Below are 25,400 nucleotides of genomic sequence, written 5' to 3' on the forward strand. Positions count from 1 at the left end.
GGTGCGCCGGACTCCAGTACGGCTGACCCCCGTGCAGGCCAGGCGTATCGCGGTGGCTGCGCAGGGGTTTCACCAGCCCCGGCCGCGCGGACCGGTGACGCGGGCGCATCTGCGGCGGCTGATCGAGCGGATCCAGGTGCTGCAACTGGATTCGGTGTCGGTGTCGGTGCGGGCGCACTATGCGCCGGTGTTCAGCCGGCTCGGACCCTACGACCGGGACGTGCTCGACCGCGCCGCGTGGGACCACAGCGCCCGTGCGCCGCGGCTACTGGTGGAGTACTGGGCGCATGAGGCGGCGCTGATGGCCGTCGACGACTGGCCGTTGCTGCGCTGGCGGATGCGCCGGTACACGCACGGCAGGTGGGGCACCCACATCGTCAAACGCAACCCGAAACTGGTGGAGGAGGTCGTCGCCGCGGTCGCCGAACTCGGACCCAGCACCGCGGGACAGATCGAGGAGCATCTGGGTACCCGGCCGCGACGCGCCAAGGGCGCCTGGTGGAACCGCAGCGACACCAAATGGGTGACCGAGGCGCTGTTCGCGGCCGGGGTGCTGACGACGGCGACCCGGGTCGGGTTCGCCCGGCACTACGACCTCACCGAACGGGTGCTGCCGGCCGAGGTGGTGAACCGCCGGGTCGACGACGATGAGGCGATCTGCCGGCTGGTGCTGCGGGCCGCCGGCGCACTCGGCGTGGCGACCGAGGCGGATCTGCGCGACTACTTCCGGTTGTCGGCGGCGCAGACCCGGCCTGCGGTGGCCGCGTTGGTGGCGGCGGGGGAGCTGGAACCCGTCGACGTCGACGGCTGGGGCGCACCGGCGTATCTGCGTGTGGGACAGACGATTCCGCGGCGGGACCGGGGCACCGCGCTGCTGTGTCCGTTCGATCCGTTGATCTTCTTCCGGCCGCGGGTGCAGCGGCTGTTCGACTTTCACTACCGCATCGAGATCTACACCCCGGCGGCAAAACGGAAGTACGGCTATTACGTGTGGCCGTTCCTGCTGGACGGACAGCTGGTCGGGCGGGTCGATCTGAAACGCACCGACAATGCCCTGCACGTCGTCGGTGCTTTCCTCGAACCCGGTCAGGAGCCGGCGCGGGTGGCGCCGGCGCTGGCGGCGCAACTGCAGTCGATGGCCTCGTGGCTGGGCGTCGGGGCGGTGACCGTCGGCGAGCGCGGTGATCTCGTCGGCCCGCTCAGCACGGCGATCCGCCGCGGCGATTAGCACAGTGCACCGACAGTTTGGGGGGTTGTGGGGGTGGTTGTCCTCAATGGGGGTTTTGTCCTCAGTCGGGGTGTTGGGGGCTGCTGTGTCGAATGGGTGTTCGATACGGTGGGTTCATGGGTCAGCAGTTCGTCACCGCCGGGGCCGCCCGGGCGCGGGTGGGTGAGTTGCTGGCCGCGGTGGATGCGGCGTATGCCGAGATGCGCGCGTTGTGTCTCGATGAGGTCGGTACCGGGTTTCGGCTGGAGTTGGCCGAGCGGTTGGAGACGCAGTGTCGGATCAATCGGGGGTTGATGTATCGGGTGTTCGCCCAGTTGGCCGACCCGCCTGATGAACCGGCGATGGTGCCGGCGGTCAGAGACCGGTTGTGGGCGCGGTTGCGGATCACCCCTGGTGAGGTGAAACGCCGGTTGCGGGTGGCCGCACTGCTGCGGCCGCGCCGCCGGCTCAGCGGCCCACCACTGCCGCCGGTGTTGGCGCGGGTGGCCGGGGCTGTCGAGTCCGGGCTGCTCGGTGAGGAGCATCTGCGGGTCATCACCACGGTGATGGCTGCGTTGCCGTCGGCGGTGTCGGTGACCGATCGGGAGGCGGTGGAAGCCAGCCTTATCGCCGAGGCCGCCCGAAGTGATGCCGGCATCGTGCGGCAGGTGGGGCGGCGGATCGAGGAGATCTTCAACCCCGACGGGCATTACGACGATCAGGACCGGGCCCGCCGCCGCGGCATCCACCTCGGTGACCAACAGCGTGATGGGATGTCGGCGATCTCCGGGTGGATCGACCCGCAACTGCGCGCCTATCTGGAGGCCGTCACCGCCGCGGTCCGCCCGGGCCGCCATCTACCCCACACCACCACCGATACCACCGGCACCACCGGCACCACTGAGACCACCGGCACCGCCGGCACCGCCGGCACCGCTGCGACGGCCGCCGATACCGCTGCTGACGGGGTTGGGGATATCGATACCGGGGGTGTGGATTTGCGCAGTGCGGCTCAGCGCCGCCATGACGGGCTCACACTCGGGTTGAAGATCGCGGTGGCCTCCGGGCGGTTGGGGTCGCATCGGGGGCATCCGGTGACGGTGATCGTGCGCACCACCCTGGGCGAGTTGAATCAGGCCGCCCACGCCGTGGCCGACCCCAGGGTGTCGATGCCCGGGCCGGCGCGTACCGGGGGTACCGGGGTGCTGCCGATGCGGGAGTTGATCCGTATGGCCGCCGACGCCATCCACTACCTGGCGGTGTTCGACGACCACACCGAACGCCCACTGTATCTGGGCCGGCAGAAACGCATCGCCACCGCCGATCAGCGCCTCATCTGCTACGCCCGCGACGGCGGCTGCACCGCACCCGGCTGCGGTGAGCCCGGCTACCACGCCGAAACCCACCACCAACCCGCCTGGGAGGACGGCGGTCTCACCGACGCCGACCACCTGTTCTTCGCCTGCGGCCCCCACCACAGCGGCCTGACCGAAGGCCGCTGGCAGGCCACCATCACCCCCACCGGCCGACTCGCCTGGACCAACGACCACCACCCACCCACCGTCAACCACGCCCACCACCCCGAAGAACTCCTACGCGCACACACCGACCCACCAGAAGACCCCGGGTGACGGGTTCAGCGATGATTCCGGCCTCGTGCCGAGTCGGCTAGAAGCGGCCGCCGCCGCCGAAGAAGCCGCCCCCGCCCCCGGAGCCGCCGAACGAGCCGGGGCGGAACCCGCCGCCGCCCCCGCCGCCGAAACCTCCGCCGAAGCCGCCCCCGCCACGGAAGCCGCCGCTGAGGATGTTGCCGATCAGGATTCCGCCCAGCACCGCGCCCATGTCGCCGCCGCCGCGCCGGCCGTAGTGACCCAGGTACGCCTGCTGGGCGCGCTGCACATCGGTGTTGGCGAGGCTCTGCGCCTGCGCGGCCAATGCCGACGCGTGATTGGCGTGCGAAATGGCTTCCGCCGGAGCGGATGACCGTTTCGCCTCCGCCGCCTCGATGTGCCGGGTCGCCTCGGCCAACCGGGTGCGGGCCTCGGGACCGATGCTGCCGCGGCGGGTGTCGATGAACGCCGACACCGATCGCACCCGCGACCGGGCGGTGAACAACGCCTCGTCCAGCGAACGCTCCAGCCGGGCGGCCGCCTCCCGGTGCTCCTCGATGGTGGCCAGCAGCTGGTCCAACTCCGCGTCGGCCTCACTCAACGTGGTGAACGCCGTCAACGGATCGGTCGCACCGTCGCGTTGCGCCGCGGTCACCGCGGCCGCCGCGGTGTCGCGGGCGGCCGCCAGCTTGTCGGCCTGATCGGCTGCCGACGGCGGCAGGCCCTGCGCCAGCAGCGCCGCCGCCTGCCGGATCCCGTTCTGGATGTCGTCGATCGCCGCCGGCAGTTCGGCCGCCGCCCGACGGATGTCACCGCCGGCGCTGTCGATCGCATCCAGCAGCGAACGCGCCTGGCCCAGTGCCGATTCCGCCGAACGGACGCACACCACCAGGTCCATCTGCTCACCGGCAACCGGCCGGGCGGTCAGTTCACGCGCCCGGGTGATGTTCCGGTCGGCGAAGTCGAGCCGCTCCCTGGCCTCCGTGACGTTGTCGGCCACCGAGGACAGCGCCGCCGCGTCGAACTCCCGGCGCAGCTCCGCCAGACGCTGTTCGGCCGGGTCCAGCCGGGCGCTGATCTCGACCACCTGCTGGGTCAGCGCATCCAGCCGGGACGGGGCGTTGAGCACCAGTTCGCGCTTCCTGCCGAACGCCTCGGTCTGGGCGTCCAGCTCCCGGTCGGCCTCGGCGGCCGACACGATCACCCGGGTCAGCAGCTCCCGCCGCTGCGCCGGGGTCTCGGGGATCGCGTCGTCGAGCTGTTGGCGGATGGTGAACGCCTGCGCCAGCGCCCGCCGGGCGTTGTCCACCGCCCGGGTGAACGGTTCGGTCGCCTGCGCGCCGAACTCCTCGACGGCCAGCGCCAGCTCGTTGGCGCTGGTGCGTACCGCGTTGTCGACCTCGACGACCATCGACCTGGACAGCTCGTCCAATGTCTCCAGCGACAACGCCGCGAGCGCGTCCGGATCGGTTGGGTCGAGGCTGCGGGCACGCGCTATCTCGGCCTCCCGGCGTCTGCGGGCCCGCCGCGTCGACCACAGCCACAACGCCAGCACCCCGAGCCCGATCACCGCCAGCACGATCAGCACCCCGGTCCACGACACACCCGAACCCGCTCCGGCGGCCTCGTTCAGGCCGGTGGCCGCGGCCACCGCCGCACCTGCCCAGTCACTCTCCCGCAGCGCCGGTTCCACCAGATCGCGGCGGACGTCGTCGACCTCGGAGCCGGACAACCCGGGCGCCGACGGCGACACCAGCAGCGCGTAGGCGCGGTCCACGGTGGCCACCGCGAGCAGGCCGTCGTAATCACCGAGATCGCTGAGCCGGATGGTGCGGGTGGCCCAGTCCACCGCGCTCTGCCCGGAGAAATCCTCGACGTAGACCACCCACAGCCGCAGCCTGCGGTCGGTGTAGAGCTCGTCGACCGCGGCCCGCACCTGCGACATCTCGGCCGGGGACAGCACCCCGGCCTGATCGGTGACATAACCGGGCAGCCGGAACGGGGGCTCGGCAGCGGCCGGCGGGCCGAACAGCACGCCACCGGTCAGCACCAACGTCAGCAGCAACCACGGCACACCAAGCAAACGGGCAATGCGCATGCCGCCAATCTAGTGGCGCACCCGACGTGTCACCGGATCGCGCCGAACGATGCTGGCAGACTGTGCCTTGGTGGTAGCTCGAAACGATCCCTACAGTGACCTCGACCGGCAACGGATGGTGGCGGAGGAGCCCAAGCGTGCCGGGCTGCCCGGGACCGAGGTTCAGCACCGCACCGACTTCGCACGGGACCGGGCGCGGGTGCTGCACAGCGCGGCGCTGCGCCGGCTCGCCGACAAGACCCAGGTGGTCGGCCCCCGGCAGAGCGAGACCCCGCGCACCCGGCTCACCCATTCGCTGGAGGTCGCCCAGATCGGCCGGGGCATGGCGATCGAACTGGGCTGCGACCCCGACCTGGTCGATCTCGCCGGTCTGGCCCACGACATCGGGCACCCGCCGTACGGGCACAACGGCGAGCGTGCGCTCAACGAGCTGGTGGCCGACCACGGCGGCTTCGAGGGCAACGCCCAGAACTTCCGCATCCTCACCCGGCTGGAACCCAAAGTCCTTGACCCGCAAGGCAACAGCGCCGGGTTGAACCTCACCCGCGCGGCGCTGGACGCGGTCACCAAATATCCGTGGCACCGCGGCCCGCAAGGGGGCAAGTTCGGGTTCTACGTCGGGTTCCCAGGCGACGACGCGGCCGCCGCGGAGTGGATGCGCACCGGCGCGCCCCCGGGCCGGCGCTGCCTGGAGGCGCAGGTGATGGACTGGGCTGACGACGTCGCCTACTCGGTGCACGACGTCGAGGACGGGGTGATCTCCGGCCGGATCGATCTGCGGGTGCTCGCCGACGACGACGCCGCATCCGCCCTGGCCAAGCTCGGTGAGGAGTCGTTCGGGGCCAACCGCGACGATCTGCTGGCCGCGGCCGACCGGCTGTCCCGGATGCCGGTGGTGGCGGCGGTCGGCAAATACGACGGCACGCTGGCGGCGTCGGTGGCGCTCAAACGGCTCACCAGCGAACTGGTCGGCCGGTTCGCCAACGCGGCGATCGCGCACACCCGCGAATCGGCCGGCGGCGGGCGGCTGGCCCGCTTCGCAGCCGATCTGGCGGTGCCGCCGACGGTCACCGCCGAGGTGGCGATCCTGAAAATCCTGGCGTTGCAGTTCATCATGTCCGACCCGAAACACCTGCTCGTGCAGTCCGAGCAGCGGGACCAGATCAAGGCGGTGGCCGAGTTCCTGTTCGCCGGCGCCCCGGCGACGCTGGACCCGGTGTTCGTGCCGTACTTCAACGCCGCCGAGGACGATCAGGCCCGGTGGCGGGTGGTCATCGACCAGATCGCCTCGTTCACCGAGACCCAGTTGGAGCGTCTGTTCCCCGCGGCGAGCCGGCTGATCCCCGGCCAGCTCGAGGTGGACTTCTCCTGAACGCTCTCGAGCCGGTGACCACGCCCGGGGCTCTAGACTGAGCCGGTGGCAAGGATCGCGGACCGGGACATTGCGGAGATCCGTGACCGCATCCGCATCGACGAAGTCGTCGGCGATTACGTGCAGCTGCGCCGGGCGGGTGCGGATTCACTGAAGGGCCTGTGCCCCTTCCACGACGAGAAGACCCCGTCTTTCCACGTCCGGCCCAACCACGGCCACTTCCACTGCTTCGGCTGCGGTGAGGGCGGCGACGTGTACGCCTTCATCCAGAAGATCGAGCACGTCAGCTTCGTCGAGGCGGTGGAGCTGCTGGCCGACCGGGTCGGCTACACCATCACCTACACCGGGGCGCCCAGCCGGGTGCAACGCGACCGCGGCAGCCGCAGCAGACTGCTCGCCGCCAACGCCGCCGCCGCGGAGTTCTACGCCGAAGCGCTGGACTCCGACGAGGCCGCGCCCGCCCGCCAGTACCTGCTGGACCGCAATTTCGACGCCGAGGCCGCCAAGCGGTTCGGCTGCGGCTACGCGCCGTCGGGCTGGGACACGCTGACCAAACACCTGCTGCGCAAGGGGTTCGAGTTCAAGGAACTGGAGGCGGCCGGGTTGTCCCGGGAGGGCCGGCGCGGCCCGATGGACCGCTTCCACCGCCGGCTGCTGTGGCCGATCCGGATGTCGTCCGGCGAGGTCATCGGGTTCGGCGCCCGCCGCCTGTTCGACGACGACCCGATCCAGGCCAAGTACGTCAACACCCCCGAGACGGTGCTGTACCGCAAATCGCAGGTGCTGTTCGGCCTGGACCTCGCCAAACGCGACATCGCCAAGGGCCATCAGGCGGTGGTGGTGGAGGGCTACACCGATGTGATGGCCATGCACCTGGCCGGCGTCACCACCGCGGTGGCGGCCTGCGGCACCGCGTTCGGTGACGAACACCTCGCGATGCTGCGCCGGCTGATGATGGACGACCACTTCTTCCGCGGTGAGCTGATCTACGTGTTCGACGGCGACGAGGCCGGCCGGGCGGCGGCGATCAAGGCGTTCGACGGGGAACAGAAGCTCGCCGGCCAGTCCTACGTCGCGGTCGCCGACGATGGTATGGATCCGTGCGATCTGCGCCTGGCGCACGGCGACGGCGCGCTCCGGGATCTGGTGGCCCGGCGAACTCCACTGTTCGAGTTCGTGATTCGCGCCGCGCTCGAGGAACACGATCTGGACAGCGCCGAGGGCAAGGTCACCGCGCTGCGCCGGTGCGTGCCGATGGTCGCGCGGATCAAGGACTCGATGCTGCGCGACGAGTACGCCCGCCGGCTGGCCGGATGGGTGGGCTGGGCCGAGGTCGGTCAGGTGCTCGCCAGGGTGCGGGAGGAGGCCGCCAAGGGTTCCGGGGGTTCCGGGCGTGCCCCGGCCCGCACCCGCGGGGGCCGGCAGCGGATCCCCGACGGCGGTGCGGCCGACGGCAACGGCGACGGCGCCGCGGCTGCGCAGTGGCCCGATCCGGCCGATCCGGCCCTGTGGCCGCAGCGGGAGGCGCTCAAAGCGGCGTTGCAGTATCCGGCGCTGGCCGGCCCGGTGTTCGACTCGTTGACCGCCGACAGCTTCACCCACCCCGGCTATGCCGCGGTGTTCGCGGCGATCGCCGCGGCCGGCGGGGTCTCGGCCGGGGCGGCGAATGTCGGGTCCGGCGCCCAGTGGATCGACGCGGTCCGCGAACACGCCGGCTCACCGGCGGTGGCCAAGCTGGTCAACGAACTCGGGGTGGAGGCGATCAACGTCGACGACGACGAGCGCCGGCACCGCTACATCGGCGGGGTGTTGGCCCGGCTACAGGAGGTCTGGGTGGGCCGGCAGATCGCCGAGGTGAAATCCAAGCTGCAACGCATGTCGCCGGTGGAGCAGGGGGACGAGTACCACGCCCTGTTCGGCGATCTGGTGGCGATGGAGGCCTACCGGCGTAGCCTGCTCGAGCAGGCCAGCGGAGACGACCTCACTGCGTGATCGCCCGGCGCGGGTTATCGTGATCGGGTGAGCAGCATTCGTATGCGGCGTCGGCTGATCGCCGGGGCGCTGGCCGCGGTGGCGGTGGCCGCCCCGGCGGCGCTGACCGCCGCGACCGGCGCCGCGGAGTCCGAGGTCACCGCCGCGCCGCGGTGCCTGGCCTGGTTCGGCAACAAGGAGGACGGCAAGTGCCTGTCGTACTCCAACGGGCAACCGGTGGTCGGCGGAATGCCCGCGATCGGTATCGGCGGCCCCGGTAGCAGCAGTCCCGGGATCTACACCGGTCCGCTGCTGCCCGGAACCACCATCACGCAGCCCATCGGCTGACGGTCACCGCCTGGCGTTGCCGTTGGTCTCCGGCTGCAGCACGGTGGTGTTCGCGTCGATCGCGGCGACCTTGACGAACTGTGGGTCCGGTGACACCCGTTCGGCGATCTTGCGTCGTCCGGCGTCGATCAGCGCCTTGGCCGCCGGGCTGCTCGTCACCGCCCGGTAGGTGCCGGCGATCTGCTCGTAACGCCGCCTACCGGCCTTGGATCCCAGGACGTATCCGACGCCCAACACGATGACGTACCCGATCACTGAGGATTCCTCCCGCACGACTGCATGTGTCGTCCATCCTGCCTCATCGGCAGGCGAACCGTCGGCCCGGACATGGGTACCATCGGACACAGCGGATCCGACCCGCAGGCCCGGCCGGATCCCGGGGGTCCGGCCCCATTGGCGGCGCAGGCCTCACGTACGCTAGAGTCGTCCCCGCCCGCGGGACGAACCGCGCGGCAGGGCAATCCCCTGTAGCTCAATTGGCAGAGCATTCGGCTGTTAACCGAAGGGTTGTTGGTTCGAGTCCAACCGGGGGAGCCACTTCGGACAGGGTGCCCGGCCCCGCGGGCCGGGCCACCGACCGCCGCTTCGTGATCTCCCTCTACTGATTGCGGAAGATCTCGGGAATCTGTTGTCCCGGTTGCTGGCCCTGCTGACCCATCTTGGCCTGCTGCTGGCGTGCGGCCTGGGCCAGTGCGTCGAGCAGGGGATTACCCGACGGCAGCTTCTTGCGCTCCTCGTCGGAGAGTTCGTAGAACGTCCAGACGCCCCAGCTGGCCGGCCGGACATGCATGGTCGCGGGCTTGTTCAGGTTCTGCAGCACCACCGGAATCGGCACCACCCGATCGATCGTGGCCGCGCTGGCCATGTCGTCGGCGATCTTGTCCACATCGACGTCGTCGCCGAGCTGATAGATCAACGCCTGGTTTGTGGTGTGCGCCGGTCCCTGCAGGGCCAGATACCACGCCATCGACACATCTCCTTCGGTCATGGGAATCAGCCCGCTCAGCCTAGTAAGCCTCGGCCCGGTTCGGTGCCCGTCTCAGCGGTACGTGTTCCGTAAGCTCGTCGGCATGCGCAGGGTCAGAGCACGTGTCGCGCCGTCGGGTCCGGTGTCGCTCGTGATCGGGTTGATCATCGGGCTGGTGGCGGGGTGCGGCTGGAGCCCGCCCAGTTCCCAGCCTCCGCCGCCGGACACCTGCACCCCCACCGACGGGCCGGCCCCCGACACCGTCGCGGCCGCGATCGATCAGCTCCCGCGGGTGGACGGTCAGCCCTGGCGGGAGACCGCGCGGGGACACACCCACAACTGCCGGTTGTACTGGGTTCAGGTGATGCCGATCACCGGCCAGGACCGCGACACCCCGCAACAGGTGTTGTTCTTCGACCGCAACTCGCCGATCGGCACGGCCACCCCCGATCCGCGGCCGTATCTGCTGGTGCTGAACTCCGGCCCGGAGACCGTCACGGTGCAGTACCAGTGGCGTCAGGGCGACGACGAGCCGTGCTGTCCCACCGGGATCGGCACGGTGCGGTTCCAGATCGACGACGACGGGCGGTTGCGCGCGCTCGACCCGATCCCCGGCCCCTAGTCCGCCTGCAGAATCCGTTCGGGATGCAGCATCTCGGCGTCGCGCAGCTGTTCGGGGATACCGAAGCCGTCGACGAGTAACTCGGCGTACGGCCGCAGGGTCCGGCAGCGCTCGTTGATACCCCGGGTGACCGCCTTGGCGCGTTCGGTCGACAGGAAGCGGTGTTTGATGAACCAGGCCTCGTCGCGCTCGATCACCGACAACGCGTACAGATCGCACACCATGCCGAGGATGTGCGCGGCCTCCTCGTCCGGGCAGGCGTCGATCCCGGCGACGAACGCCTCCAGGATCACCCGGTCGATGTGCGCCCGGGCCGTGTGCAGCACATGGTCCTGCACGGCGTTGTACGCGTCGAACTCGCTCATCTCCTTGCTCTTGCCCTGCAGGCGGCGGGCCACCGACGACAGCATGTATTCCTCGCGGTCGGAGAACATCTGAAGCTGGGTGCCGCGGTTGAACAGGCTGCCCTCCTCCTCGCTGTCCTGCCGGTTGTCCAGGATGGTCTGGATGATCGGTTGCGCCGCGGTGCGTTTCAGCACCCGGGTGCCGACGGTGTTGGCGGCGAACCGTACCCACTCCACCGGGCTCATACTGCGGACGTCGTCGGCGTAGGCGGTGAGCAGTCCCTTGGCGACCTGCTGCAGCATCACGGTGTTGTCGCCCTCGAACGTGGTGAACACGTCGATGTCGCCGCGCAGCCCGACCAGCCGGTTCTCACCCATGTACCCGGCGCCGCCGCACGCCTCGCGGGACTCCTGGATCGCCCGGCTGGCATGCCAGGTGCCGACCGCCTTGAGGCCGGCCGCCCGGGCCTCCAGTTCGCGCTGCTCCTCGGGATCCGGGTCGTCCTGACTCTGCAGGTCGTGGCATTTGGCCACCAGTTCGTTCTGCGCGAACTGCAGCGCATACGATTCGGCGATCAACGGAAACAGCCGGCGCTGGTGCACCAGGTAGTCCATGATCAGCACCTCGGTGTCGTCGTCGCCGGGACCGGAGAACTGCCGGCGCTGCAACGCGTACCGGGTCGCGATGTCGAGCGCCACCCGCGCTGCCGCCGACGCGCTGCCGCCGACGGTGACCCGGCCGCGGACCAATGTGCCCAGCATGGTGAAGAACCGGCGGCCCGGGCTCTCGATCGGTGAGGTGTAGGTGCCGTCCTCGGACACGTCGCCGTACCGGTTCAACAGGTTCTCCCGGGGAACCCGCACGTGGTCGAACATGATGCGGCCGTTGTCCACCCCGGGCAGCCCGCCCTTGTAATCGTTGTCGGAGGTCGTCACGCCCGGCAGGTCGTTGCCGTCCTCGTCGCGGAGCGGCACCAGCAGACAGTGCACCCCGTGTTGCACCGGCGCACCGTCCTCGTGGGTGATCAGCTGCGCGAAAACCGCTGCCATCCGCGCGGTCTGGGCGGCCCCGCCGATGTAGTCCTTGCGCGACGTCGGGGTGGGGGAGTGGATGACGAATTCCCGGGTGGCCGGATCGTAGGTGGCGGTGGTCTCCAGCGCCTGCACGTTGCTGCCGTGGCCGGTCTCGGTCATCGCGAAGCAGCCCAGCAGATCGCAGTCGATGATGCGGCGCACATACTTGCGGTGATGCCGTTCGGTGCCGAGGTTCTCGATCGCACCGCCGAACAACCCCCACTGCACGCCGGCCTTGACCATCAGCGACAGATCCGACATGGCCAGCATCTCGATCCGGGTGATGGCCGCACCCACGTCCCCGGTGCCGCCGTGCTCCTTGCGGAAACCGTCCTCGGCCGCACCGGCGGCGGCCATGATCCGCAACTGTTCGTTCACCTTGGTGCGGGCGATGACGGTGTTGGGGGTGAAGTGCGGCCGGAACACCTCATCCGAGAGTCTCTCGCGCATCTCGTTCTTGACGTCGCGCCAGCGCCCGTCCAGTGCGTTGCGCAGATGTTCGGCAGTGGTGGTCATACCTGACGGTAGCCCGTGCGGGCCGATGGCAAACCGTGTCTCGAGCAACTGTCCCGGTCGAAGTGAGGATCGAGGTGAGGTGAGCCTGACTGGTCCGGGCCGGCAGCCGTGTCGTTGAATGAGGTATGGGTCCGTCGCGTCACCGGGGGAAGCTGCCACACGAGTTCGACCATCAGCACGGCGATGTCAGCGGCGGCTGGCTGCGGGCGGCGACGTTCGGCGCGATGGACGGATTGGTGTCCAACACCGCGCTGATCGCCGGTGTCGGCGCCGCCGCCGACGCCGAGACCGTGGTGCTCGGTGGGTTCGCCGGGCTGGCGGCGGGCGCGTTCTCGATGGCGCTGGGCGAGTACACCTCGGTGCAGACCGCCAACGAGCAGGTCGAGTCCGAAGTGCGGGTGGAACGGCGGGCCATCCGGATGTATCCCAGGGCGGAGGCCGCCGAACTCGCCAGGTCGCTGCAGGAGATCGGGCTGTCCAGAGAGACCGCCGAACGAGCGGCGGTGGAGATCCACCGCGACGAGGACACCGCCGTCAACGTCCACCTGGTGCGTGAGATCGGGGTCGACCCGCAGGAGACACCGTCGCCGCCCGTGGCGGCGGTGTCGTCGTTCCTGACCTTCGCGCTGGGGGCGCTGATTCCGCTGATCCCGTATCTGCTCGGGTTCGAGTCGTTGTGGCTGGGGCTCTCCGCCGGTGGGCTCGGACTGATCCTGGTCGGCGCGGTGACATCGCGGTTCACCCGCAAACCCCTGTGGTTCGCCTCCGGACGCCAGCTGCTGTTCGGGCTGCTGGCGATCGCGGCGACCTATGCCGTGGGCAGCCTGGTGGGTGCGGTCACCTGAGTTCGGTCGATTCGTGGGGTCGGGATGGCGGGTCGGCGGGCAGAACGGCCGGGTCCGCGGCGTCGGCCAGCAGTTGCCGCATGACGCGGACCGCATCGGCGAGCACCGCGCGGTCGGTGTCGCTGAGCCGGTCGATGTACGGGTCGATCGCGGCGGCGCGGTCCGCGCGGACCTGTGCCAGGGTGCGCACCCCTTCCGGGGTGATGCTGATCCGCACCGCGCGTCCGTCGTCGGGATCGACGGTGCGCGACACCAGACCGGCTTCCTCGAGTCGCCGCACCTGGGTGGTCATCGTCGGCTGTGAACAGTGGTCGAGCACCGCGAGGTCGGAGATGCGCGCCGATCCGCGATCCTGGATCGTCGACAGCAGCCGGGCCTGTGCGACCGGCAGCGGCAGTCGGATGCGCTGGGTGGCCAGTCGGTTGATGCGGGAGACCACCCACAGCAGGTCGGCGCCGAGGGAGGTGCTCGGGTCAACGGCCGGAGGCTTCATATCCACACGGTATCGAGGATTGCTGGGTTCCACCGGACGGGCACCGGGTCCGGGGCCGGCCCGACGGCCGGACCCGGTGTGAGCGGCCTGATGCGACCGCCGGCGCGGGCGGGCTGGCAGAATCGTGCAATGACCATGACCGGGCAGGCGCGCAGGCCACACCGGGCCGGATCTCTGCACCCGGTCGAGTTGGCGCACGCCTCGGTGATGGCCGCGCTCACCGCGGCGACCGCGATCATCGCCGTCGTCGTCCCGTTTGCTGCCGGGGTGTCGCTGCTGGGCACGGTGCCGATGGGCATGCTGGCCTACCGTTTCCGGTTCCGGGTGCTCATCGCGGCCACCGTCGCCGGCGCCACCATCGCGTTCCTGATCGCCGGCATGGGCGGATTCATGACCGTGGTCAACTGTGCCTACATCGGCGGGCTGACGGGAACCGTCAAACGCCGCGGCCGGGGGACCGGCACGGTGCTGGTGGCCGCGCTGATCGCCGGGGCCGCGTTCGGCGCGGCGATCGTGGGGGCGCTGACCGTGCTGTCCCGGCTGCGTCACCTGATGTTCGACACCATCACCGCCAATGTGCACGGCGTGGCGAGGATCATCTCCGGCATTCCCAACATGTCCGGGGCCGGTGAGCGGCTGCGGCGGGATTTCGAGACCATGCTGAGCTACTGGCCGGTGCTGATCCTCGCCGCCGGGGTCATCAGCATCACCGTGGTCACGCTGATCGGCTGGTGGGCGCTGTCGCGGGTGCTGGCCCGGCTGGTCGTCATCCCCGATGTGCACAAACTCGAATCGTTCGAGGACACCGGGCCGGTGGCGCCGGTGCCGCTACGGCTGCGTGACGTCCGCTTCCGATATCCGAATGCCGACCGGGACGCGCTCGGCCCGCTGACCATGACGGTGCAGCCCGGTGAGCACGTCGCGATCACCGGGGCCAACGGCTCCGGCAAGACCACGCTGATGTTGCTGCTGGCCGGGCGGGAACCCACCGCGGGCACCGTGGAACGCCCGGGCGCGGTCGGCCTCGGCCGGATGGGCGGCACCGCGGTGGTGATGCAGCATCCGGAGAGTCAGGTGCTGGGCACCCGGGTGGCCGACGACGTGGTGTGGGGCCTGCCGCCGGGAACCGCCACCGATATGCCCCGCCTGCTCGAGGAGGTCGGACTGGACGGACTCGCCGAGCGGGACACCGGCGCACTGTCCGGCGGTGAACTGCAGCGGCTCGCGGTGGCCGCGGCGCTGGCGCGGGAGCCGTCGTTGCTGATCGCCGACGAGATCACCAGCATGGTCGACCAGCAGGGCCGGGAGGCGCTGATGTCGGTGTTGTCCGGGTTGACCCACCGGCACCGGATGGCGCTGGTGCACATCACCCATTACGAGAGCGAGGCCGAGGCGGCCGACCGCACCATCGCGCTCACCGGCGTCGATGACCGGGGCACCGCCGGCGGCCAGATGGTCGAACACGTCGCCGCACCCGCACCGTCCCCGAACCCTGGCCGGCCCGACGGCGCGCCGGTGCTGCAGCTGACCGGCGTGGGCCACGAGTACGGCAGCGGAACACCGTGGGCGGCCACCGCCCTGCGCGACGTCGACCTGACCATTCACGAAGGCGAAGGGGTGCTGATCCACGGTCTGAACGGATCCGGCAAGTCCACGCTGGCCTGGATCATGGCCGGGCTGACGGTGCCGACCTGGGGCAGCTGCCTGCTCGACGGCGCCCCGGTCTCCGAGCAGGTCGGCGCGGTGGCGATCTCATTCCAGGCGGCGCGGCTGCAGCTGATGCGCAACCGGGTCGACCACGAGATCGCGTCCGCCGCCGGGTTCCCGGTCCGCGACCGGGCCCGGGTGTTGCGGGCGCTGGCCACCGTCGGGCTGGAGCCGGCCCTGGCCGACCGTCCGATCGACCAGCTCAGCGGCGGCCAGATGCGCCGGGTGGTGCTGGCCGGTCTGCTGGCCCGATCCCCGCGGGCGCTGATCCTCGACGAGCCGCTGGCCGGCCTCGACGCGGGCAGCCAGCGGGGTCTGCTGCGGATATTGGAGGAGCTCCGCGCGGCGGGTCTGACCCTGGTCGTCATCTCCCACGACTTCTCCGGGCTGGACGGATTGTGCACCCGCACGGTGCATCTGGAGAACGGGCGGGTCGTTCCGGCGCGGACCACCGCGGGAGGGATGTCATGACCGTCCCCACCCGGCAACGTAAACCCCTGGTGCTGCTTCGTCCGGTGCCGGGCCGCACCGTCATCCACGACCTGTGGGCCGGGACCAAACTCCTGCTCGTCGCCGCGATCGGAGTGTTGCTCACCTTCTACCCCGGCTGGGTGCCGATCACCGCGGTGGCGGTGCTGATCCTGATCGCGGTCCGGCTGGCCCGCATCCCGCGCGGGGTGCTGCCGACGATCCCACGCTGGCTGTGGGTGTTGCTGCTGCTCGGCGCGGTCACCGCCGCGTTCGCCGGCGGCAGCCCCGCCGTCACCGTGGCCGGGACCGAACTGGGGCTGGGCGGGCTGCTGAACTTCCTGCGCATCACGGCGCTGTCGATCGTGCTGCTGGCGCTCGGCGCGCTGATCTCCTGGACCACCAACGTCGCCGAGATCGCCCCCGCGGTGGCCGCGCTGGGCCGGCCGCTGCGGTGGCTGCGCATCCCGATCGACGACTGGGCGGTGTCCCTGGCGTTGGCGCTGCGCGCCTTCCCGATGCTCATCGACGAGTTCCGCATCCTCTACGCCGCCCGCCGGATGCGGCCCAGGCGGGTGCCGGCCACCCGCCGCGGCCGGCACAGGCAGTGGTGGATCGACGTCATCGACCTGCTGGCCGCCGCGATCGCCGCGGCGCTGCGCCGGGCCGACGAGATGGGCGATGCGATCACCGCGCGTGGCGGGGCCGGGCAGTTCTCCGCGCTCACGTCGCGGCCGCGCTGGCCGGACGCGGTAGCCGCGCTGACGGTGCTGGTGATCTGCGGATCGGCGCTGGCGCTGGAACTGACCATCGCCGGAACGAGCTGAACGAAAACCCCACCCCGGGACGGGTTCTCGGGGGACGTCCCGCGCGCCCCGCCCCTGCGGCCGGGCCCGGTCAGGCTACGGTGAAGGGGTGACAGCGCACCGAAATGTCGACGCCGACTTCGTTTCGCTGCCCCGGACCGCCCTCGCCGACGCGGCGCTCACCGCCGCCGTCGCCGCCGGAGCCAGCTACGCCGACCTGCGGATCCACCGCATCACCACCGAGATGGTGGTGCTGCGCGACGGTGAACTGCAGACCGCTGCGGTCGACCGCGAGGTCGGCCTGGCGGTCCGGGTCATCGTCGACGGCACCTGGGGGTTCGCCTCGCATGCCGACCTCACCCCGACCGTCGCCGCCGAGACCGCTCGCCGGGCGGTGCGGGTCGCCACCACGCTGGCGCCGCTGAACGCCGAACGGATCGAGTTGGCTCCCGAACCGGTGTACCGGGATGCGTCCTGGGTGTCGGACTACCGGATCGATCCGTTCGAGGTGCCCGGAGCCGACAAGATCGAGGTGCTGGCCGACTACTCCGCTCGGTTGCTGGCCGGCGACGGGGTGGACCACGTGTCCGCCGGTATGCAGGCCGTCAAGGAGCAGACCTTCTACGCCGACACCTTCGGCTCGTCGATCACCCAGCAGCGGGTGCGGGTCGAGCCGATGCTCGAAGCGGTGAGCGTGGACGCCGACGCGGGCGGTTTCGACAGCATGCGGACGCTGGCCCCGCCCACCGCCCGCGGCTGGGAGGTGCTCGCCGGCGACGAGGTGTGGGACTGGAGCGGCGAGATCGCCGAGATCCCCGAACTGTTGGCGGAGAAGGTCAAGGCGCCCACCGTCACACCCGGTCCCACCGATTTGGTGATCGACCCGTCCAACCTGTGGTTGACCATCCACGAGTCCATCGGCCACGCCACCGAGTACGACCGGGCCATCGGCTATGAGGCCGCCTACGCCGGGACGTCGTTCGCCACCCCGGACAAACTCGGGACGCTGCGGTACGGGTCACCGGTGATGAACGTGACCGCCGACCGCACCGTCGAATACGGTCTGGCCACCGTCGGTTACGACGACGAAGGGGTGCAGGCCCAGCGCTGGGATCTGATCCGCGACGGGATCCTCGTCGGCTATCAACTCGACCGGGTGTTCGCACCCCGGCTCGGGGTGGCCCGCTCCAACGGCTGCTCGTACGCCGATTCACCGCACCACGTGCCGATTCAGCGGATGGCCAATGTCTCGCTGCAGCCGGCCGAGCAGGACGTCACCACAGCGGACCTCATCGCGCGGGTCAGCGACGGGCTCTACATCGTCGGCGACAAGTCGTGGTCGATCGACATGCAGCGGTACAACTTCCAGTTCACCGGACAGCGGTTCTACCGTATCCGCAACGGCCGGCTCGCCGGACAGGTGCGCGATGTCGCGTACCAGTCCACCACCACCGACTTCTGGGGGGCGATGGAGGCGGTGGGCGGACCGTCGACGTGGCAGCTGGGCGGGGCGTTCAACTGCGGCAAGGCGCAGCCCGGTCAGGTGGCGCCGGTCAGCCACGGATGCCCGTCGGCGCTGTTCCGGGGGATCAACGTGCTCAACACGCGGGACGAGGGACGGTGACGGTGATCGGCGCGCAGCAGGTGGTGGACATCGCGTTGGCCGAGGCCGCCCGGCGCGGTAAGGCCGACGAGACCATGGTGCTGGTCACCGACCGGGCCGACGCCTCCCTGCGGTGGGCGGGCAATTCGATGACCACCAACGGGGAATCGGTGAGCCGCACCACGACCGTGGTGTCGGTGGTGCGCAGGGAGAACAGCACCCACGTCGCCTCGGTGCGCTCCAGCGAGGTGGACCCGGCGGCGATACCGGCGCTGGTGGCGGCCTCGCAGGATGCGGCGCTGACCGCGCCGGAGGCCCGGGACAGCGCCCCGCCGCTGCCGGGTGACACCACGCCCGACGACTGGGACGATCCGGTGCCGGGCACCGGGGTGGGCGAGTTCACCGCGATCGCCGACGGGCTGGTCCGCGGCTTCCGCGGCGCCGATCGGCTCTACGGCTATGCCCGCCACATCGTGGAGACCACGTTCCTGGCCACCTCCAACGGGTTGCGGCGGCGCTACACCCAGCCGACCGGCTCGGTGGAGATCAACGCCAAACGGGACGGCGCCAGCGCCTGGGTCGGGCTCAACGCACCCGACTTCACCGCTGTGACAGTGGATTCCATGCTCGAGGAGTTGTCCACCCGGCTGGGCTGGGCGCGGCGGCGAGTCGAGCTGCCCGCCGGCCGGTACGAGACGATCATGCCGCCGTCCACCGTGGCCGACATGCTGATCTACCTCAACTGGCACATGGACGGCCGCGGTGCGCAGGAGGGCCGCACCGCCCTGTCCGCGCCCGGCGGCGGCACCCGGGTGGGGGAGAAGCTGACCGACCTGCCGTTGACCATGTACTCGGACCCGACCGCCGACGGGTTGGAGTGCCTGCCGTTCGTGGCGGTGCCGGCGTCGTCGGACCGGGTGTCGGTGTTCGACAACGGGCTGGCGATCGGCCGGGTGGACTGGATCCGCGACGGGGTGATCAACGCGCTGGCCTATCCCCGAGCCGCCGCGGAGGAGTTCCACGCGCCGGTGGCGGTGCCCGCCGACAACCTGTTGATGACCGGTGGCACGGCGAGTGTGCGGGACATGGTGGCGCGCACCGAGCGGGGGCTGCTGCTCACCACGTTCTGGTACATCCGCACCGTCGACCCCACCACGCTGCTGGTGACCGGCCTGACCCGGGACGGGGTGTATCTGGTCGAGGACGGCGAGGTGACCGCGGCGGTGAACAACTTCCGGTTCAACGAGAGCCCGCTGGACGTGCTGCGCCGTGCGACCGAGGCCGGTGCCAGCGAATACACGCTGCCCCGCGAGTGGGGTGACTGGGCGACCCGGGCGAAGATGCCGGCGCTGCGGGTGCCCGACTTCCACATGTCGTCGGTCAGCCAGGCCCAGTAGGCCGGTACGGGTGCGGCACACCGCCCCATCGGCAAACTGACTCCGCGACGGCACGCCTCAGCTGAGCCGAACCCGCCGCCGGAGCCGGCGGCCTTTCGCACGCACGTGTGTGGGCCGGTGAGCCGCACCCTCGCCGTGCCCGGAATGTGTAGAGGTGGAGAATGGTTCGTCGTGTCACGGGACCGTCGCAGCCGGCCTTGCAGGGTGGTGCCGGCCGGGCCGGCCACCGCTGCCGCCGCGCCGTCCAGGAATTGCACCGACGCCCGCAACGCCGGATACAGCAACATGGCGGCGAGATACCGGCGATGTCGGGGTACACGGCGAACACCTGGACCGCGACCGCGACGGCATCGCCTGCGGGTCCCGCTGACCATCCGGGCGGGCGCACCGTCACTCGCCGGACGCCGCGGTATATCCTCTGCACGTCGGTACGAGGGGCGGTAGCTCAGTCGGTTAGAGCTGCGGACTCATAATCCGTCGGTCGCGGGTTCAAGTCCCGCCCGCCCCACCATGTGTTCTCTCGCGGGAGGCGACCGTCCCGGCACAGCCGGCCGATGCCGTGAGCAGGCGTGAGCAGGATTGTCCGCCACACGGTTGGGGTAGGCAGAAGTCACTGCGGCGGAGCGCTTTTCGTCAACACCAACGCTGCTTCGTCATAGGGGAACAGGCGATAGAACAGGCGGGATCCCGGTGTGATGAGCTGTGCGGCCTCGGCCTTGCTCACCAGCCGCGGGTCGGCCAACGCGACAGCCTTGCCGCGCTTGTGCAGCACCGCCGCGCCGGCGGCCAACACGTTCTTCACCCAGTCTGATTCAGGTCCGTAGCCGACGAGGAAGACGAAGCCGTCACGGGTCGGGAAAACCAAGAGGGGTGTTCGGTACCGCCTACCTGACTTGCGGCCAGTGTGCTCGAGTGTCCCCTGGGCCGGAAGCCAGGGTGTGAGGGCGCGGGCCAGCGGATTGGTCACTCGACGATTGAATTTTGCGACACGTCGCGGCACTCGCATGACAATCCAATCCTCGAACAGGGCGGTGTGGACGGCTGGCTGGTAGTCGAGCGTAGAGCCTGCCGTCGAGATGAGCCCACCTCTGGAGTGGCTCTCCGCTGCAAATGCGCAAACCCCACGTCGGGAGCCCCGACGTTCGACAATGAACGCGCGGGCCGTCCGACGGAGTGCGGCCCCGCGGAGGAGATGGTGCGATGAAGATCCGCATTTCGGGAACGATCAGATTCCTGCTTCTGGGCGCGGTCGCCGCCGCGCTGACGATTGCGCTGGCCGGGGCGCCGACAGCCGTTGCCGACGACCGGCTGCAGTTCACCGGGACGACGCTGTCGGGCACTCCCTTCGACGGGGCGAGCCTGGCCGGCCGGCCGGCGGTGCTGTGGTTCTGGACGCCGTGGTGCCCGTTCTGCAACGCCGAGGCGCCGAATGTCAGCCGGGTGGCGGCCGCCAATCCGGATGTCACCTTCGTCGGTGTCGCCGCCCGCGCCGATGTGGCCGCCATGCAGGACTTCGTGAACACGTACAACCTCGACTTCACGAACCTCAACGACGCCGACGGGTCGATCTGGGCGCGGTACAACGTGCCGTGGCAGCCGGCCTATGTGTTCTACCGGGCCGACGGATCGTCGAGCTTCGTGAACAACCCGACCGCGGCGATGTCCGAAGCGGAGTTGGCCGACCGGGTGGCGGCGCTGAAGAACTGATCGCGCGCACGCCGTGTCCGCGGACCTGCTGGCCCTCGCGTTCGGCGCAGGGCTGGTCGCCGCCGTCAACCCGTGCGGCTTCGTCATGCTGCCCGCCTACCTCGCCCTGGTCGTGCAGGGCGAGGCGACCGGCACTCTCGCCGCCGTCGGCCGGGCGGCCGCGGCCACCGCGGCGATGGCCGCCGGCTTCGTGTTGGTGTTCGGGAGCTTCGGTCTGCTGACGGTGTCCGCCGCGACCACGGTGCAGCGCTACCTGCCGGTCGCCACCGTCGTCGTCGGCGCCGGCCTGGTCGCGCTCGGGTTCTGGCTGCTCATCGGCCGCGAGCTGACCGGCTTGACATCGGTCACCCGGCGGGTGGAGAGGGCGCCCACCGCGCGGATCGGTTCGATGTTCGGCTACGGCGTGAGCTACGCCGTCGCGTCGCTGTCCTGCACGGTCGCACCGTTCCTGGCGGTCACCGGCGCCGGCCTGCGGGGGCAGTCGCTGTGGAGCACGCTGTCGATCTACCTCGCCTACGCTGCCGGGTTCACCCTGATCGTCGGTGTGCTGGCGATGGCCGCGGCGCTCACCCACTCGGCACTCGCGGTGCGGTTGCGCCGAATCGGGCGGTACGTCAACAGGATCAGCGGTGTGCTGTTGGTCGCGGTCGGCGGCTATGTCGCCTACTACGGGCTCTATGAGCTGCGGCTGTTCTGGGGCGGCGCCAACCCGCAGGACCCGGTGATCGAAGCGGCCGCGCGGGCCCAGGGCGCGATCGCGGGCTGGGTACACCGCCACGGCGGAGGGCCGTGGCTGGCGGCGACAGCGGTGCTGATGCTGGTGGTGCTCGCCACCGGGTTCGTCGCCCGGATCCGCAGGTCGGCGCGAAGGTGACCGCGCGTGACACCCGGCCGCAGCCGTCCGACAGGGACTTTGGTCCCGAATACCGCAATGACGAAAGTCCATGGGCACACGGTGATTCCCCGCTTTTCGGCCCTCTTTTCCCGGGACTTCCGGCCCTATCGGCGCATCGGCGCGCAGTGGTCTGATCGCACACGTACGCCCGCGGATCTCAGCTGAAAGGAGGAGGGCGATGAGTGCCATCAGTACTCGGCGTAATCCAGGGGCGTTGCTCACCAAAGCGACGGCCCCGCTGCCGACGGGCGGCGACGAGGCGATCCTGACGGACTTGTTGCTGCCCGGGCACGGGCGCACATTCGTCGACGAAGCCGATGAGGCCGATGAGGTCGGGCTGCTCGATGTCGACAGCGCAGAGCTGATCCCCGACGACCTCACCATGCCGGTCATCCCGAGGCGAGCCGACGAGTTCACCTGCTCGAAATGCTTCCTCATCCTCCACATCAGCCGACTGGCCATGGCCGACGACGGTCAACCGGCCTGCACCGACTGCGTGTAGCGAAGAACCCGGCCATGCGCGCGGACACCAGGCCTTTCGACGACCGGGTGGATGCCGGACGCCGGCCGGCCGAGCGCCTGGCTTCCTTCCGGGGCCGGGACGTGGTGGTGCTGGGTCTGCCGCGCGGCGGGGTACCGGTGGCCTTCGCGGTCGCCAGGGCGCTGCGGGCACCGTTGGATGTCCTGGTGGTGCGCAAGCTCGGGGTGCCGTTCCAGCCCGAACTGGCGTTCGGGGCGATTGGCGAGGACGGCGTCCGGGTGGTCAATGACGCCGTCGTCCGACGAACCCGCCTGACCAGAGCCGACATGGCCGCGGTGGAACGGCGGGAGCGGGCGGAGCTGCAGCGCCGCTCGGAACGCTACCGCGGTGGCCGCAGCCGGATCCCGCTCAGCGGGCGGGTCGCGGTCATCGTCGACGACGGTGTGGCCACGGGCGCCACCGCGAAAGCGGCCTGCCAGGTCGTCCGCGCCGAAGGCGCCGCCCGGGTGGTGCTGGCCGTTCCCGTCGGCCCGCCCGACGTCGCCGAACGCTTCGCCGGATACGCCGACGAGGTCGTGTGCCTGCAGACGCCGCCGTTCTTCTCCGCGGTCGGGCAGGGGTACCGCAACTTCACCCAAACCTCCGACGACGAGGTGATCGCGCTGTTGCGGCGCGCCCGGGCCGACGTCGCGGACACGGCGGCCGCCGACATCGGCGACCCACCGCCGCTGCGCGACGAGGAAGTGCGGGTCGACGCCGGGGGAGTGACGGTGACGGGGCATCTGACCGTCCCCGGACAACCGATCGGAGTCGTGGTCTTCGCCCACGGCAGCGGCAGGCACAGCCCCCGCAACCGATACGTCGCCGACGTCCTGCGCCGGGCCGGACTGGCGACTCTGCTGTTCGACCTGCTCACCCCGGACGAGGAGCTCGATCGGGCCAACGTCTTCGACATCGGCCTGCTGGCCGAGCGGCTCGTCGGCGTCACACAATGGCTGGCCGCCCAGCCCGAGACCGCGGCCCTGCCGGTCGGCTACTTCGGGGCCAGCACCGGGGCGGGCGCTGCGCTGGTGGCCGCCGCAGATCCGCGGGTGCAGGTGGCCGCGGTGGTGTCCCGCGGCGGCCGGCCCGACCTCGCCGGTCAGGCGTTGGGCAAGGTGCGTGCGCCCACGCTGCTGATCGTCGGGGGCCGGGACCGGTTCGTCCTCGAGCTGAACCACCAGGCCAGAGCAGCGATCCCGGCCGTCTGCGAGATCGCGGTGATCCCGGGGGCCACCCACCTGTTCGAGGAACCGGGTGCCCTCGATCAGGTGGCAGAACTCGCCCGGGACTGGTTCACCGACCATCTCAGCCGGACCGGCGCGAGTACCCGTCCCTGACCGAACCAGACATCGCCCTGCACAGCACATCCGGGTTGAGCGGTGATCGCGGGCCCGGCGGCGGGGGAGACGTAGGGCCCCTAGGAAAGAGGACTTCCTTCCCTACCCGCCACGTAGCGCCGATGTTCGGATGGACATGTGTGAGTCGAGCCCGGCCGGACCTCTGAGCCGTCGAAGCACACCGTCGTGCGATCGGCTGTTCGGCCACTGACCTTTTCGGCGACTACGCACACCGGATTTGTTGGTTTGAGCATCATTTGAGGGAATTTTTCGATGGGGAAGGTAGAAACCGTTGGCGCAGAGTCGACTTCAGAATCCGACGGCGATGGGCTGACCGACGTGGCCCGACCGGCGCATCAGCTCGGCCGGCGACTGCGGGTCGCCCTGGTGGCGCCGCCCTATTTCGACGTTCCGCCCCGGGCGTACGGGGGCATCGAAGCGGTGGTGGCCGACCTGGCCGATGCGCTGGTCGCGCACGGCCACGAGGTGACGCTGATCGGCGCCGGTGAACCGGGTACCTCCGCACGCTTCGAGCAGGTGTGGGAGCGCAGCGTGCCGGAGCTGCTCGGCAAACCGCTACCCGAGATGATCCATGCGCTCCGGACGCGACGCGCGATCGAGACGCTGGCCGCCACCGACGGTCTGGACGTCGTGCACGACCACACGCTGGCCGGGCCGCTCAACGCGTCGGCCTACCGCGGGCTCGGATTGCCGGTGGTGCTCACCACACACGGCCCCGTGCACGAGGAGATGTACGACTACTACCGCACCCTGGGCAGCGACGTGCATCTGGTCGCGATCAGCGACCGCCAGCGCTCCCTGGCGCCCGACCTAAACTGGCTGGGCCGCGTCCACAACGCGCTGCGCACCGACGAGTGGCCGTTCCACCCGGAGAAACAGGACTACGCGCTGTTCCTGGGCAGGTTCACCGCCGCCAAAGGACCCGATCTTGCCCTGCACGCCGCGCACCGGGCCGGGATCCCCCTCGTGCTGGCCGGAAAGTGCACCGAGCCCGCCGAGAAGGCCTACTTCCGTGAAACGGTCCAGCCCCTGCTGACCGACGCCGACCTGCTGTTCGGACAGGCCGATGCCCGTGCCAAGCGACGGTTGCTCAGCCGCGCGCGGTGCCTGGTGTTCCCGGTGCAGTGGGAGGAACCGTTCGGCATGGTGATGATCGAGTCGATGGTGTGTGGCACACCCGTCGTGGCGCTGCGCGGGGGCGCGGTCTCCGAGGTCGTCGTCGACGGTGTGACCGGATTCGTCTGCGACGACGCCGCCGATCTCGCCGACGCCATCAAAGAGGCTTCGCGGCTGGACCCGTATGCGTGTCGCCGGCATGTCGAGGCCAACTTCGGAGTGGACCAACTCGCTGTCGGCTACGAACAGGTCTATCGCCAGGCCATGGCTGCGATGGCGACGCCCGGGTCTGACCGCCCGACGTTGGGGATGAGCGCATAGGTCCGCCGCCGGGTGGTGTCTGACACACTGCA

General features: G+C 70.3%; 22 protein-coding genes and 2 tRNA genes. 18 read left to right on the top strand and 6 right to left on the bottom strand.

From position 1 onward, the window contains the following. Position 1 precedes the first annotated feature (1 nt). Entirely contained in the window at positions 2–1,228 is a 1,227-nt protein-coding gene (locus tag CKW28_RS08600) for a winged helix-turn-helix domain-containing protein (protein ID WP_040546222.1), read from the top strand. A gap of 116 nt (positions 1,229–1,344) precedes the next feature. After that, positions 1,345–2,838 (top strand): HNH endonuclease signature motif containing protein, encoded by a 1,494-nt coding sequence (locus CKW28_RS08605; protein ID WP_040547188.1) that lies wholly within the window; start codon positions 1,345–1,347, stop codon positions 2,836–2,838. A 37-nt stretch (positions 2,839–2,875) separates the two neighbouring features. Here the strand turns inward: CKW28_RS08605 and CKW28_RS08610 are convergent, their stop codons facing one another. Then, on the bottom strand, positions 2,876–4,915 hold the full coding sequence (locus CKW28_RS08610) for a TPM domain-containing protein (protein WP_040546312.1): 2,040 nt from the start codon (positions 4,913–4,915) through the stop codon (positions 2,876–2,878). Between the two features lie 49 nt (positions 4,916–4,964). Here CKW28_RS08610 and CKW28_RS08615 point away from each other — a divergent pair, with 49 nt between their 5' ends. The 3 genes from CKW28_RS08615 to CKW28_RS08625 are packed head-to-tail and all read left to right on the top strand — an operon-like array spanning position 4,965 to position 8,606. Beyond that, a complete protein-coding gene (locus CKW28_RS08615; RefSeq protein ID WP_050811916.1) occupies positions 4,965–6,287 on the top strand; it encodes a deoxyguanosinetriphosphate triphosphohydrolase in 1,323 nt (440 codons plus the stop codon). A 45-nt stretch (positions 6,288–6,332) separates the two neighbouring features. Next, the gene (gene dnaG / locus CKW28_RS08620; protein WP_003924596.1) at positions 6,333–8,279 is read left to right on the top strand and encodes a DNA primase; all 1,947 of its coding nucleotides are present in this window, start codon (positions 6,333–6,335) and stop codon (positions 8,277–8,279) included. Between the two features lie 42 nt (positions 8,280–8,321). Then, positions 8,322–8,606, top strand: a complete 285-nt coding sequence (locus CKW28_RS08625) for a DUF7155 family protein (RefSeq protein ID WP_003924597.1) — start codon at positions 8,322–8,324, stop codon at positions 8,604–8,606. 3 nt (positions 8,607–8,609) lie between these two features. Here CKW28_RS08625 and CKW28_RS08630 read toward each other — a convergent pair whose 3' ends face one another. Continuing rightward, positions 8,610–8,861 carry a hypothetical protein gene (locus CKW28_RS08630; RefSeq protein WP_040546350.1) on the bottom strand — a complete coding sequence of 84 codons (252 nt, stop codon included), beginning with the start codon at positions 8,859–8,861 and terminating at the stop codon, positions 8,610–8,612. Between the two features lie 206 nt (positions 8,862–9,067). Here CKW28_RS08630 and CKW28_RS08635 point away from each other — a divergent pair. Continuing rightward, a tRNA-Asn gene (locus CKW28_RS08635) sits at positions 9,068–9,143 on the top strand. Positions 9,144–9,204: 61 nt separating this feature from the next. Here CKW28_RS08635 and CKW28_RS08640 read toward each other — a convergent pair. Next, a complete protein-coding gene (locus CKW28_RS08640) occupies positions 9,205–9,594 on the bottom strand; it encodes a hypothetical protein (RefSeq protein ID WP_003924599.1) in 390 nt (129 codons plus the stop codon). Between the two features lie 82 nt (positions 9,595–9,676). Here CKW28_RS08640 and CKW28_RS08645 point away from each other — a divergent pair, with 82 nt between their 5' ends. After that, positions 9,677–10,195, top strand: coding sequence for an LppP/LprE family lipoprotein (locus tag CKW28_RS08645; RefSeq protein ID WP_110844393.1), 519 nt, complete (start codon positions 9,677–9,679; stop codon positions 10,193–10,195). On the opposite strand, the gene CKW28_RS08650 is transcribed toward CKW28_RS08645, so the two are convergent. Continuing rightward, entirely contained in the window at positions 10,192–12,129 is a 1,938-nt protein-coding gene (locus tag CKW28_RS08650) for an acyl-CoA dehydrogenase family protein (RefSeq protein ID WP_003924602.1), read from the bottom strand. The genes CKW28_RS08645 and CKW28_RS08650 overlap by 4 nt on opposite strands. 125 nt (positions 12,130–12,254) lie before the next feature. Here CKW28_RS08650 and CKW28_RS08655 point away from each other — a divergent pair, with 125 nt between their 5' ends. After that, positions 12,255–12,974, top strand: coding sequence for a VIT1/CCC1 transporter family protein (locus CKW28_RS08655; protein WP_003924603.1), 720 nt, complete (start codon positions 12,255–12,257; stop codon positions 12,972–12,974). On the opposite strand, the gene CKW28_RS08660 is transcribed toward CKW28_RS08655, so the two are convergent. Next, positions 12,967–13,467, bottom strand: a complete 501-nt coding sequence (locus tag CKW28_RS08660) for a MarR family winged helix-turn-helix transcriptional regulator (protein WP_003924604.1) — start codon at positions 13,465–13,467, stop codon at positions 12,967–12,969. The two genes, CKW28_RS08655 and CKW28_RS08660, sit on opposite strands and share 8 nt — an antisense overlap. A 129-nt stretch (positions 13,468–13,596) precedes the next feature. Between CKW28_RS08660 and CKW28_RS08665 the strand changes: the two genes are divergently transcribed. The 5 genes from CKW28_RS08665 (at position 13,597) to CKW28_RS08685 (ending at position 19,959) form a co-directional block, all read left to right on the top strand. Beyond that, positions 13,597–15,645 carry an ABC transporter ATP-binding protein gene (locus CKW28_RS08665; RefSeq protein WP_003924605.1) on the top strand — a complete coding sequence of 683 codons (2,049 nt, stop codon included), beginning with the start codon at positions 13,597–13,599 and terminating at the stop codon, positions 15,643–15,645. Further along, a complete protein-coding gene (locus CKW28_RS08670) occupies positions 15,642–16,469 on the top strand; it encodes a CbiQ family ECF transporter T component (protein ID WP_003924606.1) in 828 nt (275 codons plus the stop codon). Before CKW28_RS08665 ends, CKW28_RS08670 begins: the two co-directional genes overlap by 4 nt. A gap of 88 nt (positions 16,470–16,557) precedes the next feature. Continuing rightward, positions 16,558–18,072, top strand: coding sequence for a TldD/PmbA family protein (locus CKW28_RS08675; RefSeq protein ID WP_003924607.1), 1,515 nt, complete (start codon positions 16,558–16,560; stop codon positions 18,070–18,072). A gap of 2 nt (positions 18,073–18,074) precedes the next feature. Beyond that, positions 18,075–19,448, top strand: coding sequence for a metallopeptidase TldD-related protein (locus tag CKW28_RS08680; RefSeq protein WP_003924608.1), 1,374 nt, complete (start codon positions 18,075–18,077; stop codon positions 19,446–19,448). 434 nt (positions 19,449–19,882) lie between these two features. After that, positions 19,883–19,959: transfer RNA gene (locus CKW28_RS08685), tRNA-Ile, on the top strand. Positions 19,960–20,058: 99 nt separating this feature from the next. Here the strand turns inward: CKW28_RS08685 and CKW28_RS08690 are convergent. Then, complete coding sequence (locus CKW28_RS08690; protein WP_003924610.1) at positions 20,059–20,454, bottom strand: nitroreductase family deazaflavin-dependent oxidoreductase; 396 nt, start codon at positions 20,452–20,454, stop codon at positions 20,059–20,061. A gap of 194 nt (positions 20,455–20,648) precedes the next feature. Here CKW28_RS08690 and dsbE point away from each other — a divergent pair, with 194 nt between their 5' ends. From dsbE to CKW28_RS08715, 5 genes are all read left to right on the top strand, one after another. Further along, positions 20,649–21,155 carry a disulfide bond-forming protein DsbE gene (gene dsbE, locus CKW28_RS08695; RefSeq protein WP_003924612.1) on the top strand — a complete coding sequence of 169 codons (507 nt, stop codon included), beginning with the start codon at positions 20,649–20,651 and terminating at the stop codon, positions 21,153–21,155. 13 nt (positions 21,156–21,168) lie between these two features. Next, entirely contained in the window at positions 21,169–22,029 is an 861-nt protein-coding gene (locus tag CKW28_RS08700) for a cytochrome c biogenesis CcdA family protein (RefSeq protein ID WP_003924613.1), read from the top strand. A gap of 199 nt (positions 22,030–22,228) precedes the next feature. Next, positions 22,229–22,552, top strand: coding sequence for a DUF4193 family protein (locus tag CKW28_RS08705; protein WP_040546313.1), 324 nt, complete (start codon positions 22,229–22,231; stop codon positions 22,550–22,552). A gap of 14 nt (positions 22,553–22,566) precedes the next feature. After that, positions 22,567–23,910, top strand: coding sequence for a phosphoribosyltransferase family protein (locus CKW28_RS08710; RefSeq protein WP_003924615.1), 1,344 nt, complete (start codon positions 22,567–22,569; stop codon positions 23,908–23,910). Between the two features lie 339 nt (positions 23,911–24,249). Beyond that, positions 24,250–25,368: a glycosyltransferase family 4 protein gene (locus tag CKW28_RS08715; RefSeq protein WP_003924616.1), complete on the top strand. Its 1,119-nt coding sequence runs from the start codon at positions 24,250–24,252 to the stop codon at positions 25,366–25,368. The last annotated feature ends 32 nt before the right edge of the window (positions 25,369–25,400 follow it).

It is taken from the genome of Mycolicibacterium thermoresistibile, from assembly GCF_900187065.1.
GTDB classification, from domain to species: Bacteria; Actinomycetota; Actinomycetes; order Mycobacteriales; family Mycobacteriaceae; genus Mycobacterium; species Mycobacterium thermoresistibile.

What these genes read in the sequence shown, in the direction of transcription:
- CKW28_RS08625 (WP_003924597.1), top strand. Translation starts at nt 8,322, where the DNA reads ATGCGGCGTCGGCTGATCGCCGGGGCGCTGGCCGCGGTGGCGGTGGCC.
- CKW28_RS08655 (WP_003924603.1), top strand. Translation starts at nt 12,255, where the DNA reads ATGGGTCCGTCGCGTCACCGGGGGAAGCTGCCACACGAGTTCGACCAT.
- CKW28_RS08645 (WP_110844393.1), top strand. Translation starts at nt 9,677, where the DNA reads ATGCGCAGGGTCAGAGCACGTGTCGCGCCGTCGGGTCCGGTGTCGCTC.
- CKW28_RS08650 (WP_003924602.1), bottom strand. Translation starts at nt 12,129, where the DNA reads ATGACCACCACTGCCGAACATCTGCGCAACGCACTGGACGGGCGCTGG.
- CKW28_RS08605 (WP_040547188.1), top strand. Translation starts at nt 1,345, where the DNA reads ATGGGTCAGCAGTTCGTCACCGCCGGGGCCGCCCGGGCGCGGGTGGGT.
- CKW28_RS08660 (WP_003924604.1), bottom strand. Translation starts at nt 13,467, where the DNA reads ATGAAGCCTCCGGCCGTTGACCCGAGCACCTCCCTCGGCGCCGACCTG.
- CKW28_RS08640 (WP_003924599.1), bottom strand. Translation starts at nt 9,594, where the DNA reads ATGACCGAAGGAGATGTGTCGATGGCGTGGTATCTGGCCCTGCAGGGA.
- CKW28_RS08705 (WP_040546313.1), top strand. Translation starts at nt 22,229, where the DNA reads ATGAGTGCCATCAGTACTCGGCGTAATCCAGGGGCGTTGCTCACCAAA.
- CKW28_RS08690 (WP_003924610.1), bottom strand. Translation starts at nt 20,454, where the DNA reads ATGCGAGTGCCGCGACGTGTCGCAAAATTCAATCGTCGAGTGACCAAT.
- CKW28_RS08610 (WP_040546312.1), bottom strand. Translation starts at nt 4,915, where the DNA reads ATGCGCATTGCCCGTTTGCTTGGTGTGCCGTGGTTGCTGCTGACGTTG.
- CKW28_RS08670 (WP_003924606.1), top strand. Translation starts at nt 15,642, where the DNA reads ATGACCGTCCCCACCCGGCAACGTAAACCCCTGGTGCTGCTTCGTCCG.
- dsbE (WP_003924612.1), top strand. Translation starts at nt 20,649, where the DNA reads ATGAAGATCCGCATTTCGGGAACGATCAGATTCCTGCTTCTGGGCGCG.
- CKW28_RS08665 (WP_003924605.1), top strand. Translation starts at nt 13,597, where the DNA reads ATGACCATGACCGGGCAGGCGCGCAGGCCACACCGGGCCGGATCTCTG.
- CKW28_RS08615 (WP_050811916.1), top strand. Translation starts at nt 4,965, where the DNA reads ATGCTGGCAGACTGTGCCTTGGTGGTAGCTCGAAACGATCCCTACAGT.
- CKW28_RS08710 (WP_003924615.1), top strand. Translation starts at nt 22,567, where the DNA reads ATGCGCGCGGACACCAGGCCTTTCGACGACCGGGTGGATGCCGGACGC.